The sequence below is a fragment of the Enterobacter cloacae complex sp. P18RS genome (genome assembly GCF_014982105.1).
In the GTDB taxonomy this organism is placed as follows: domain Bacteria; phylum Pseudomonadota; class Gammaproteobacteria; order Enterobacterales; family Enterobacteriaceae; genus Enterobacter; species Enterobacter hormaechei_C.
Window position 1 is genome coordinate 395,465 of record NZ_JADCKV010000011.1, and the last position, 12,569, is coordinate 408,033.

Below are 12,569 nucleotides of genomic sequence, written 5' to 3' on the forward strand. Positions count from 1 at the left end.
CGGGCATCGTGGTATGTTATGGGCTTTTCGTCAGACTGGAAGAGAGTGAGATGGCAAAGCAGCGCGTAGGTATTGTCTTTGGGGGAAAATCGGCAGAGCACGAGGTGTCATTGCAATCGGCTAAAAATATCGTTGATGCGATTGATAAAAGCCGTTTTGACGTGGTGCTGCTGGGCATTGATAAACAGGGCCAGTGGCATGTTAACGATGCCAGCCAGTATCTGTTACACGCTGACGATCCGGCGCACATTGCCCTTAATCCTTCTGATGTCAGCGTCGCAACGGTTCCAGGCGTGGAACAGGGACAGCTTATCGATGCCGGGAACGCGCAGGCGCTGGTACAGATTGACGTAGTGTTCCCTATCGTTCACGGCACGCTGGGCGAAGACGGCTCTCTGCAAGGCATGTTGCGGATGGCGAACCTGCCGTTTGTCGGTTCCGATGTGCTGGGCTCTGCCGCCTGCATGGATAAAGACGTCACAAAACGTCTCCTGCGCGACGCCGGTCTGAATATTGCGCCGTTCGTGACGCTCACTCGCGCCAACCGCGATAAACACAGCTTCGCGCAGATCCAGGCGCAACTCGGCCTGCCGCTGTTTGTGAAACCGGCGAATCAGGGCTCGTCCGTCGGCGTCAGCAAAGTCACCAGCGAAGCGCAGTTTAACGATGCCGTTCGTCTGGCCTTTGAGTTTGACCATAAGGTGGTGGTTGAGCAGGGAATTAACGGTCGTGAAATTGAGTGCGCCGTACTGGGCAACGACTTCCCGCAGGCGAGTACCTGTGGTGAAGTGGTACTGAACAGTGACTTCTATTCCTACGACACCAAATATATTGACGATAAAGGTGCCCAGGTTGTGGTTCCCGCCGCGATCGATCCCGACGTTAACGACAAGATCCGGGCGATCGCCGTTGAAGCCTATCAGGCGCTGGGATGCTGTGGGATGGCGCGCGTCGACGTGTTTCTGACGCCGGATAACGAGGTGGTGATTAACGAAATCAACACTCTGCCGGGCTTTACCAATATCAGCATGTACCCGAAGCTGTGGCAGGCCAGCGGGATAAGCTATCCGGAACTGATCACCCGCCTGATTGAACTGGCACTGGAGCGCCACGCCGCTGACAGCGCCCTGAAAAGTTCCGTTAACTAACGCTTAGTCAGCTTTCTCTGCCGTCGTCGTCTCATCGGGACGACGGCGGATAATAAATCCCGCCAGCCAGAAACTGATTACCCAGGTTACCAGCCCAACCGCATAGGTTTGCCAGCCTTTCGCTTCAAATCCCAGCAGCCCGACAACACCGTTGAGAATAAAGATCAGCCCGATCGCAAAGGCGTAGTAATGCCAGTCACGGCGTAATTTGGAAGTGAGCTTCATGACAACTCCGGCAGAAAAAAAACTATCCTCTCACAGTTTGATAATGGCGTCTGTGGCGGATACGTAAACTCTGAAATGCAGCGCAGTTTCACTTATGTTATCAATTTGTGACGTGATGCAGAAATCGACAATCCAGGAGAAATCCTGAGCCGAATTTCCCACGATTCTGATATTGACAAATGCTATGACCTGTCACACTCACCCTGTACGACGCGTATTAAAACAGAGTGATATTATCGGGAGGTCTTATGGCAGACTTTACATTGTCGAAACCGATTTTTGGCGGAAAACAACCAAAAACCTCCACGGCGGGGAATATTGCCTATGCCCTGTTTGTTCTGTTTTGTTTCTGGGCAGGAACCCAACTGCTGAATATGCTGGTGCATGCCCCTGGCGTGTATGAGCATCTGATGCAGGTGCAGGATACAGGCCGCCCGCGCGTTGAAATCGGTTTAGGCGTGAGCACCGTATTTGGCCTCATTCCCTTCCTCGCGGGCAGCATGGTTCTGGGCGTGATTGCCCTTGTCCTGCGCTGGCGCAACCGCCACTGATTACAGTCCCATACAGCGTGCCCGACGATCGTCCACGCGTTTCGCGAACCAGGCGGTCGTCAGGTTACGCGTGATCTTCGGGCTTTCCAGCTGAATGCCTGGCAAAATGGCTCTGGGTAATGCCTTCCCACTTTTCTTCTCGGCCAGCGCAAAGACCTGCTTATACAGATCCGTTTTCTCAAACGCCAGGCTATCGCCCTTCTCCAGCTGTCGGCGAATGTCGCTATTGCTCATCTCCAGCTTCGTCGAGAGTTTTCGCACCGCACGTTCGGTAGTCCCGGCCTCACTGCTGCCGTAAGCAATGAGATCGCCGTCCAAAGCGAGCTTCACACCGCTGGCGCGGCTTACCGCATTCTGGAAGGCTGCATTTCGGCTGGCATACCAGCCCGCGTTAAAGTCGGCAAAGCGATACAGCGGTTTATCGTAGTTGGCCGGATAATTCAGCAGGTGATATGTCCCAAACCACAGCCCACCGCGCAGGGAGAAGACCTCCTGACGTACCGTACCGTCGATATCCCACGGATAGCCGTCGGTATGCTTTTCCGCAAATGCGATACTGACCTGCATCGGACCGCCGGTATGCACCGGATTCAGTGAGCCAAACAGCTTCTGCCCCATCGGCACCATATTGATGAAATCATCGAAAATGGCGCTAAGCTGTTTCTCGGTTTTCACCGTATCCAGCCGTTCACTGTAGCTTTTACCGTTTGGCGAGGTGATTTTAAGGGCGGTATGCACCAGGAAAACCGGGATATGCATCGATTCGGCCCGGTGGTCGATCTCCTTCCAGGCGATTTTGTTCAGGCCAGGCACTACAGGATCTGACTGATACATCGATTCCTGCTGCGCCACCGCGAGCACCGAGCAGATATTCTCCTCGGTAGGCGCGATCTTCTGGCTTTTGAAGGTCGCTGCCAGCGCATCAGCCCACTCACTGCGATCCTTCACGCTGGCGGGCATCTTTTGCCGCACCACGCTCGCCACATCAACGGGCTTCTCCCCTTCTTTGAGCGGGGCAGCCCCTTTTTCGGCACAGCCCGCCAGCACAAAAGCGGCGAGTAACGTCAGCGGTAATGCACGTGGTACGGCAAATGGCATAGCAATTCCTTTTTAACCTAATGTATGGGTGACTTCCTGCACGTCCTTATCGTCCAGCTCACGCTCGAAACTGCGTAAACGTTTGTAGATGGACATCAGCTCCACCAGCGTAGTCCAGGAGCTGATCAGATACTGGAACGAACCGCGAACCTGACCAAAGACGTTGGTGATTTGGGTCATCAGACCGAGCGTAATCGTACCCGCAACGATGGACGGGAACAGCAGGAACAACCCGAAAACGTTATCAACCTGAAGATAAAGAATGCGCGCGATATTGAAATACATGTAATGGAAATAGAGGCGGAAATAGTTACGACGTACGGCGCCGAACAGCTCACGCACGGTAGGCGGTGACGCACGGTTGGCATCGTCTTCGCCATACACCAGTTCTTTACGGTAGGCCGCTTCCACGCGCTGGTTTTTAAACTCCAGCCCCGGCAGCTTGATCCCCACCACCGCCAGCAGCCCCGTTCCCATCAGCGACCAGACAATCGCAGCAATCACCAGGCCGTATGGCAGATGGCCGACAATCGGCAGCTCCGGAACGTGCGACGAGAGCGTCACCAGCACCGGCAGGAAGGCGATCAGCGTCATGATGGCGTTGATAAAGCTCACGCCCATATCTTCCAGAGTAGAGGCAAAACGCATGGTGTCTTCCTGCACACGCTGTGCGGCACCTTCGATATGCCGCAGGTGCTGCCAGTGCGCCATATAGTGTTCGTTCATCGCGGTACGCCAGCGGAATACATAGTGGCTGACGAAAAAGTTATTCATCACGCCAATCACCACGGCGATGAGGGCGATGCCGAGGAAGATCCCCACCTCATGGTAGAACTGGTTAATGGTCACTTTATGCGGCGAACTCAGCGCCGTCTGGATCAGATCGTAAAACGGCGCATACCAGGCATTGACCGCTACGCCCACTTCCACCAGGAACCAGGTGACAAAGATGATTAACGACGTGCCGAGAATCGACCAGTATTGCCAGCGGTGAGGAGAATAGACGAACCAGAACATGGCGAAAAGCCCTACGCAGAGCACGTAATAAGCGTAGAAAAGCAGATAGCTCATGGACCAGAAGCGCGCTGCGCTAATGGGAATATCGCCCGTTGCCCCCGTAAGACGGGTCAGCCACGCGCCGCCACCGGCCTGCCAGAAAATGACAGCCAGCAGTGCCCAAATAAATGCCGACAGGAAAAAGGGCCCCGGCTTTGGGAAAAAAGACTTAAACATTGTGCTTCCTTCTTGTTGTTATGGCTGTTGCTGTGTTCAACATATCGCCACACGAAACCTTGCCTGTGCCAGCCTCCCGGCTCAGGCAAAAAAGTGAGACCTGCGGGTGAATTATTAGTTCGCTTCACAGTTTTCAGGAATTGTTTCGGTGCGTTTCATTCGCAACAGCGATCGTAGCGTCTATCATACGGTCGATGTCACAAAATGGGAGCCACGCCGCAAGTAAATTGTTCAAATTTACCCACGGTTACGTTTTTCTCGCTATCGTTATGCAAATCGGGCCATTGCCCGACGCCGATTAGTAGTATAACTACCCGTAACTTTCCTTATTCACTTGATGGATGCTTTTCGTTGAAACGTTGTCTGCTCTCTATCGCCGCGCTGTGTGCGGTGAGCCTGTCCACCGCCCAGGCAGCACAGCCTCTGACGGCCCCGGTTCTGGCCTCTGACATTGCCGATCGCTACGCGAACCTTATTTATTACGGCAGCGGTGCGACGGGAATGGCGCTGGTCGTGATCGACGGTAACCAGCGGGTGTTTCGCAGCTTCGGTGAAACACGACCGGGAAATAACGTTCGTCCGCAGCTGGATTCCGTTATCCGTGTCGCATCGATAACCAAGCTGATGACCAGCGAAATGCTGGTGAAACTGCTCGATCAGGGCGTGGTGAAACTCGACGATCCACTCAGCAAATATGCACCGCCCGGCGCTCGCGTTCCGACATATCAGGGAACGCCGATCAGACTGGTGAATCTGGCGACCCATACCAGCGCCCTGCCGCGAGAACAGCCCGGTGGCGCTGCGCATCGCCCTGTCTTTGTCTGGCCAACCCGCGAGCAACGCTGGAACTACCTGAGCACAGCAACCCTGAAATCGGCCCCGGGCTCGCAGGCCGGCTATTCTAACCTGGCGTTTGATCTGCTGGCCGACGCTTTAGCGACGGCGTCGGGTAAGCCCTACCCTCAACTGTTTGAAGAGCAGATCACGCGTCCGCTCGGGATGAAAGATACCACTTACACCCCCTCCCCGGACCAGTGCAAGCGTCTGATGGTGGCGGAAAAAGGGGCCAGCCCGTGCAATAACACGCTGGCCGCCATTGGCAGCGGTGGCGTTTACTCTACGCCTGGCGACATGATGCGCTGGATGCAACAGTTCCTCTCATCGGATTTTTACGCGCGCAGCAATCAGGCCGACCGAATGCAGACGCTCATCTACCAGCGTGCTCAGCTACGACGCGTCATTGGCATGGATGTTCCAGGTAAAGCCGATGCCCTCGGCATGGGCTGGGTGTATATGGCGCCAAAAGATGGCCGACCGGGGATTATTCAAAAAACCGGTGGAGGTGGCGGGTTCATCACCTACATGGCGATGATTCCGCAATCAAACGTAGGCGCTTTTGTGGTGGTCACCCGGTCGCCAAATACACGCTTCGTGAATATGAGTGATGGCGTAAATAATCTGGTGGCCGAGCTGAGCGCCAATAAAGCGCAGGTGCTTACGGCCTCTAACTGATCTCAATAGTCCGTGGGCAAACGGTTGATACTGATCAGTTTGCCCCGGCTCATATTGATGTAGTTCCCCTGTCGCAGCGCCGCCAGAACCTCAGCAACGACCGAACGAGAAATACGAGTGCTACGCTGAATATGATTCATAACACCAATTTTTGAACGTAGCGTGTCATCCCACTCGGCCATATTGATCAGCATCGCCCGGATTTGGCTATAGGAATTATTTCCGACCAATTGCATGTCACGTTTTCCCAATAAATGGTTAAGCCATGACAGCCAGCAGAAAGCCTCTTGCCAAAGTTGCGCGTCCTGAATAAGCTGGTACGCGTCAGATGCCGGTAAATAAAATCCGGTACAAGGCGTCTGTGCCATCAAAGAATATTCAAGATAGTTTTCATTTATCCATGCGCTTAAACCGTGGATATACGGTGCCCGCGCAATACCCATAAGTAATTCGTCTGATTTACGGTGGACGGCCGTCAGGCCGGATTGTATGACAACGGTCAATGGTTCATCATCATTATTGCCGGTAGTTATTAATTGTTGTGGTTCGATCTTAAATGGGGTACCGGCGACTTCCAGACACTTTATGAGCCGGCTTAATTCAGAAAGTGGCTTCGCATTAACGTTCATGCATACCTCAAGTCATCTGTATATGTCGGTTCTTTATAATTTTTAAAACACATAAAAAAGCGGGGGAAAAATCCCCCGCGCTTTCTATATTACCAGGTGTATTTCACACCCAGGTTTGCTCCCCAGTTCTGGTCAACGTCGCCGCCGCCCAGATAAGTCGCATCAGTGTAAGCACTGAAGTTTTTCGTGAAGCTGAACTGAGTGCCCAGTCCCACGCGAACCGCAGAGCCTTCCACGCCGTTATCAATGCTGTCATTGTTGATATCAGCATTGTTGTCGGCATCGTCATACACGTAAGCCAGTTTGAAGTAAGGCGTTAATGCCTGCTCGCCGCCGTAGTTGAAGGTATAACCTGCATCCACGCCGAGTTCATAACGCATACTGTCGTAAGACTGACCATCGATACGCATGTCGTTGCTTAGCTGGTAGTCATCACCGGACTGGAACAGGCCAGAGATCGCCGCGTAAGGCGTGACGTAGCCAGACAGGTTTGGTTTCCAGTCATAGCCCAGTTTCATCCCGAAACCAACGGCGTCAGTCGTGGTATTACCGTCAACATACTGACCGTTGCTCATGGTAGCAGAGAGGTCGTTGTTGAAGCGGGTGTAGCTCAGGGAGCTGTCGAGGAAGATGTCGTTCATGAACTTCGCCGACGCGTAGATCATCGCAGTCTGGCTGTCCTGATCGACCTGACCAGTACGATCGCTGATATCACCCTTCGCGAAACCAGCCGCACCACCGACAATCCACTTCGCGTTATTACCGTCGATCTGAGTATCCAGACCTACCATAATGCCGCTTACGTCCTGATCGTAGCTAACGGTGCCATTATCCGCGTCAAAGTTGCCGCCGAAATAGCTCACCCATGCGCCGCCGTTATCTGCCAGGCCATGACGGCTGTTGGTCAGACGGGTACCCACGGTATCCTGTTGCAGATTCCAGATGTTGGTATTAGCAGAAGGAATGCTCAGCGCCATATTGGCGTAATCAGTCAGCTCTTCCTGCTGGAGAACAACGGTGTCGCCCTTCTGCTGCGCCTGATAGGTGTATGCACCTAAATCAGCTTTGTTTGCCGCAGTAAAGCTGGCAGCGGTATCCGCGTTATTGTCATAGACGCGAACGATCTCTTTGTTTTCGTAGTCAGCTACGGAGCCTGCGCCGGTCGCATCGTCGATGCGCACTTTATAGTTACCGGCAACGTCACCGTTCACCGCCAGATGGCCGTCAGAGTTCAGCGCGACAACACCATAGTCGTAATCCGCTTTAGAGCGATCGTTGGTGATATAGCGTGCGTTGTTCAGGTCGCTGTTCAGCACATAATCACGGCTGGCAACGTTAAGCACACCGCCATCGGTCAGCACCATATTGTGCGTATCAACCTGTCCCAGACCCAGCGCCAGCTCTGCACCGTTGTCCACGGTAATGGTGTTGGCATACAGCTCAGCTGTCTCTTCAGTGAGTGCAGCACGGCTGTAGCTATCCAGATACAGGCTGTCGGTAGCCACACCACCGCTGTCGCCAATATTCAGGCTAGACGCATTGGTCAGGGTGATGGAATCTGCCAGCAGGCCGGAGTTTTCAACATTGACCTGAGACTGGTTGTTCACCGTCAGCGCGTCGATGTTGGAGATCTTACGGGTATCCCACTCGGAACCGTTATCCAGCGCCACGTTGAACAGGCCGCTCTGATAAACTTCTTCACCTGCAACATGACCGTTGCTGTCAAAGGTAGAATCAGGCCAGATGCTGTTTGGAGAAAGCGTGTGCCAGTCTACATCGCTGTAGCCTTCACCATACATCTGCGCCGTGCCGATGGCTTCAACGCTGGACTGCGCGGCACCCACCCATTTACTGCCGTTGGTCAGCGTGACATCCAGCTTGTCGGTATCATCCCAGCCGTTGGTAGTTGGGTTATAGACGCCGTCATCGGTGGTATCCGTTGCCGGATCGCCATTCTCGTAGAAGTTGTTATCAAAGGTGCTGGCGAAAAGGATGTCGCCGGTAATGGTAGAGTGATCGAAGGTAGCGGTGGTCTGCATAGCGTTATCAGACGCGCCAGCAACAACGATCAGCGCCGCATCATCCGCAGCCGTGGCGTTGGTTTCACCGTAGTCGCTCGGCTTCGCCGTTTGACCGTAGAAGCCACTGGTACCCAGATCGCTGTACGCACCAGAGGTCAGCACAGAATCTTTCACCACCAGCGTATCGGTAAAGATATTGCTGCTGTTAGCAACGCCTTCAACACCGTCGTATGGCGTGTTATCCAGCTCCTGATAACCCTGCGTCAGCGTGATGCCCGCGATATGGGAGTTGTTCTGAATAACGATGTCAGATTCAACGTCCAGCGTGATCGCGTTACCCAGACCATAGGTGTCCAGATAATGCGTTTCAGTGGTTTCACCATTGACGACATCGTAGGCGTAATGCTCGTAGGTATCGTTGATGGTGGAGTTATCAACAGTCAGGCTAAAACGATCATACTGGGTATGAGTGGTACCGTCAGTATCCACACCATCTGCACACGTCGTGGTCATACACTCTGACGTGATCATGCCGTTAATGGTGCTGTTAGAAATACTCAACGCGTTCGCACGGCCATTGACACCATCATCCAGATAGTATGTCGAAATAACTCCGTTTACGGTTGATTTATTGATGACTGGATAAATGTCACCATCATGTGTGGCATCTGAATAATCCCAGTCAGCATAACCATAATACCAGGGCGTGGACGCGGTATTGTCATAGCCAAAAGTATTATATGTTGTGCCGGATATATCTTTCGCATTGGCCTGAGAAGCGATAGCCAGTGTGCAGGCTAATGCAAGTTGTGATACAACCAGTTTCTTTTTCCATGTTTGCATTGGGTCATCCCTCCTCAGGGACGTAAGCAAGTTTGTCCATCAAATCATTTAGCAACATTAAATTGCGGAAGGAATTATGCAGTTTCACTTCGAAAAGGTTCAATGAATGATTCCATTAAGTCCGTATTCAGACAAATAAGCTTGTAAACCCAGGGCAATATCAATCATTATGAATAAATATTATAAATTCAACTGATTGCAAACCACTTTAGTTGCTTCGGCACATATAATAAAAAGCAATAAATCATTTATATTTATAATCCCGAACCAACATAGAAACCTCACCAATATTAAACACCACGCTGAACACCATAATAAGTTTTATAATATAGACAAAATACATACAGCGAATATTAGTCGATTTCGAAAATCTAAAAGACAACTTTAGTAAAACACCGCTCCCCGCTTTCAGGTACACTATACCTCTTTGTTCCACAAACATCAGGCATACCATGACCGATTTAATTGCACGTCCCCGTCGCCTGCGCAAGTCTCCCGCACTGCGCGCCATGTTTGAAGAGACAACACTGACCTTAAACGATCTGGTGTTGCCGATTTTTGTTGAAGAAGAGATCGATGACTACAAAGCCATCGACGCGATGCCGGGCGTGATGCGCATTCCTGAAAAGCATCTGGCCCGCGAGATCGAACGCATCGCGAATGCGGGCATCCGCTCGGTAATGACGTTCGGTATCTCCCACCACACTGACGCGACCGGCAGTGATGCCTGGAAAGAAGACGGCCTCGTCGCCCGCATGTCGCGCATCTGCAAAGAGAGTGTGCCGGAGATGATCGTCATGTCCGATACCTGCTTCTGCGAATACACCTCTCATGGCCACTGCGGTGTGCTGTGCGATCACGGCGTGGACAACGATGCGACCCTGCTGAATCTGGGCAAGCAGGCGGTAGTTGCCGCCGCTGCGGGTGCGGATTTCATTGCGCCTTCTGCGGCAATGGATGGGCAGGTACAGGCGATCCGTCAGGCGCTGGACGCTGCGGGCTTCACCGACACCGCCATCATGTCCTATTCCACCAAATTCGCCTCCTCTTTCTACGGTCCGTTCCGTGAAGCAGCCGGCACGGCGCTGAAAGGAGATCGTAAAACCTATCAGATGAACCCGCTGAACCGCCGCGAAGCGATTCGTGAGTCTCTGCTGGATGAAGCCCAGGGCGCTGACTGCCTGATGGTGAAACCAGCTGGCGCATACCTGGATATCCTGCGCGACATTCGCGAACGCACCGAACTGCCGCTGGGCGCCTACCAGGTGAGCGGCGAGTACGCGATGATCAAATTCGCCGCGCAGGCGGGTGCCATCGACGAAGAGAAAGTGATCCTCGAAAGCCTGGGGGCGATCAAACGCGCGGGCGCGGATCTGATCTTCAGCTATTTCGCGCTGGATCTGGCTGAGAAGAAAATTCTGCGTTAATCCGCTTTAGCGCCGGGTAACGACTTCGCCTTACCCGGCCTGCTCTCTGCGCTAATCTTCACCAAACTGCAATACAAACGACATCTCCTCCTTCTACTGTCTGGGCAAGACGGCAGGAGGAGTGATCAATGTTTAGTCTCGACAGCGTTCTTGATGACCTTTGGCCTCAGGCGAGGCCCGCACCCTGGCAAAAAAGTCTGTTAAAAAGACTGCTTCACGAAGACGAATTTCAGCAGTTTGCCGCCAGCCACCGTCACCTGAAAGGGCTGGATATGGTGGAGCAGGTTCTGGAACACCTTGATATTCACTGCTCCGTTTCCGCCCGCGACCTCGAACAAATCCCCGAACACGGCCCACTCATTGTGATAGCGAACCACCCCACCGGCACCCTGGATGGGCTGGCGCTGCTGTATGCCGTTTCCCGCGTGCGCCGCGACGTCAGGGTTGTTACCAACAGGATGCTGTCCCACCTTGAGCCCCTCAGTTCATTATTTATTCCCGTAGATAATATGGGCGGCAGAACCGCAAAAGCTTCGCTGATACAGATGGAGCAGCACCTGCAAAACGCCGGCGTGCTGATCTTCTTTCCGGCGGGCGAAGTTTCCCGCCCAACGCGCAAAGGCATCCGCGATAAAAAATGGCATCCGGGCTTTATCAAGCTGGCCGGCAAACTACGGGTGCCGCTACTCCCGGTACATATCCAGGCGCACAACAGCCTGCTGTTTTATGCCAGTACCCTGGTCTCGCCAACGGTATCCATGCTGCTGCTGATGCAACAGATGTTTCGCCGCCGTCACAGTCAGCTGCCGATCAAAATCGGCCAGCAGATTGCCTGGAATGACCGGTTTAGTTCTACCCTTTCATCGCGTGAGATGGCCGAGCAGTGTCGTCAGCACGTGATACGTCTTGGCAAGGGATTGCCTGGCGTCTTTAAAACCCAGTGCGCCATTGCCCGCCCGGAAGACAGGGCCACGCTGAAGCGCGAACTGGCGCAGGCCGAGTGTCTGGGCAAAACCAGCGATGGTAAGGCCATCTATCTTTGGCAGCGCAACGGGCAGGAAGAGGCGCCTCTGCTGCGCGAGCTTGGGCGGCTGCGCGAGATTGCCTTTCGTGCCGTGGAGGAAGGCAGCGGGAAGCGCCGGGATACCGACAGCTACGATGATGACTATCTGCACCTTATTCTGTGGGATGACGATGACCTGGAGATTGTCGGCGCGTACCGCTTTATGCCAACGGCCATGCAGGTGGAAAAGCGCGGCGTCGAGGGGTTGTACAGCTACAGCCTGTTCCACTACGACGAAAAAATGCAGGACATACTTGAGCACGGTATTGAGCTGGGGCGCAGCTTTATACAGCCGCGCTACTGGGGGCGTCGCGGTCTGGACTATCTGTGGTCAGGCATTGGCGCCTATCTGGCACGCTATCCCCATTACCGTTACCTGTTTGGTCCGGTGTCCATCTCCGGCGGCTTACCGCCTGCCGCACGGGATCTGCTGGTGGCGTTTTATCGTCTCTGGTTTCCGGCCAGCCATCCCTTAGCCGCCTCGCGTCAACCCTACCCGGCCTCACTTCCGGACGTGCTGGCACAGTTTGGCGGGGTGGATTACGTGGATGACCTGACAAAGCTGAAATCCCTGCTCGGCAACCTGGGTTGCGGCATCCCGCCGCTCTATAAACAGTATTCCGAGCTATGCGAGCCAGGCGGCGTGCAGTTTATCGATTTCGGCAGCGATCCGGCGTTCAATAACTGTATCGACGGGCTGGTGCTGGTGGATCTGTGTTATCTGAAGGCAAACCGCTATCAGCGGTATATAGAAGCACACCTTTAGCTCCGTTGCCCGGTGGCGCTGCGCTTACCGGGCCTACAATTAAACGTAGGCCG

General features: G+C 53.7%; 10 protein-coding genes. 5 read left to right on the forward strand and 5 right to left on the reverse strand.

Features of this window, described 5'->3' with window-relative positions:
* The first annotated feature begins 50 nt into the window (after window positions 1-50).
* Window positions 51-1,148, forward strand: a complete 1,098-nt coding sequence (gene ddlA / locus INF61_RS09625; RefSeq protein WP_193547725.1) for a D-alanine--D-alanine ligase — start codon at window positions 51-53, stop codon at window positions 1,146-1,148.
* 3 nt (window positions 1,149-1,151) lie between these two features.
* Here ddlA and INF61_RS09630 read toward each other — a convergent pair whose 3' ends face one another.
* Window positions 1,152-1,373 carry a DUF2754 domain-containing protein gene (locus INF61_RS09630; protein ID WP_015571318.1) on the reverse strand — a complete coding sequence of 74 codons (222 nt, stop codon included), beginning with the start codon at window positions 1,371-1,373 and terminating at the stop codon, window positions 1,152-1,154.
* Window positions 1,374-1,621: 248 nt separating this feature from the next.
* On the opposite strand from INF61_RS09630, the gene INF61_RS09635 reads away from it, so the two are divergent.
* A complete protein-coding gene (locus INF61_RS09635) occupies window positions 1,622-1,924 on the forward strand; it encodes a DUF2755 family protein (RefSeq protein ID WP_003859159.1) in 303 nt (100 codons plus the stop codon).
* On the opposite strand, the gene INF61_RS09640 is transcribed toward INF61_RS09635, so the two are convergent.
* Window positions 1,925-3,022 carry a DUF1615 domain-containing protein gene (locus INF61_RS09640; RefSeq protein WP_193547726.1) on the reverse strand — a complete coding sequence of 366 codons (1,098 nt, stop codon included), beginning with the start codon at window positions 3,020-3,022 and terminating at the stop codon, window positions 1,925-1,927.
* Between the two features lie 12 nt (window positions 3,023-3,034).
* Window positions 3,035-4,255, reverse strand: coding sequence for a peptide antibiotic transporter SbmA (sbmA, locus tag INF61_RS09645; RefSeq protein ID WP_003859162.1), 1,221 nt, complete (start codon window positions 4,253-4,255; stop codon window positions 3,035-3,037).
* Window positions 4,256-4,606: 351 nt separating this feature from the next.
* Between sbmA and ampH the strand changes: the two genes are divergently transcribed.
* On the forward strand, window positions 4,607-5,767 hold the full coding sequence (gene ampH / locus INF61_RS09650) for a D-alanyl-D-alanine-carboxypeptidase/endopeptidase AmpH (protein WP_003859164.1): 1,161 nt from the start codon (window positions 4,607-4,609) through the stop codon (window positions 5,765-5,767).
* 2 nt (window positions 5,768-5,769) lie between these two features.
* Here the strand turns inward: ampH and INF61_RS09655 are convergent, their stop codons facing one another.
* Together INF61_RS09655 and INF61_RS09660 are read right to left on the reverse strand one after the other, a co-directional pair.
* Window positions 5,770-6,396, reverse strand: coding sequence for a helix-turn-helix domain-containing protein (locus INF61_RS09655; RefSeq protein ID WP_015571320.1), 627 nt, complete (start codon window positions 6,394-6,396; stop codon window positions 5,770-5,772).
* A gap of 89 nt (window positions 6,397-6,485) precedes the next feature.
* Window positions 6,486-9,260, reverse strand: a complete 2,775-nt coding sequence (locus INF61_RS09660) for an autotransporter outer membrane beta-barrel domain-containing protein (protein ID WP_032652677.1) — start codon at window positions 9,258-9,260, stop codon at window positions 6,486-6,488.
* 452 nt (window positions 9,261-9,712) lie between these two features.
* On the opposite strand from INF61_RS09660, the gene hemB reads away from it, so the two are divergent.
* A complete protein-coding gene (gene hemB, locus INF61_RS09665) occupies window positions 9,713-10,687 on the forward strand; it encodes a porphobilinogen synthase (RefSeq protein WP_015571323.1) in 975 nt (324 codons plus the stop codon).
* Between the two features lie 128 nt (window positions 10,688-10,815).
* Window positions 10,816-12,516, forward strand: coding sequence for a lysophospholipid acyltransferase family protein (locus INF61_RS09670; RefSeq protein ID WP_015571324.1), 1,701 nt, complete (start codon window positions 10,816-10,818; stop codon window positions 12,514-12,516).
* Window positions 12,517-12,569: the final 53 nt, after the last annotated feature.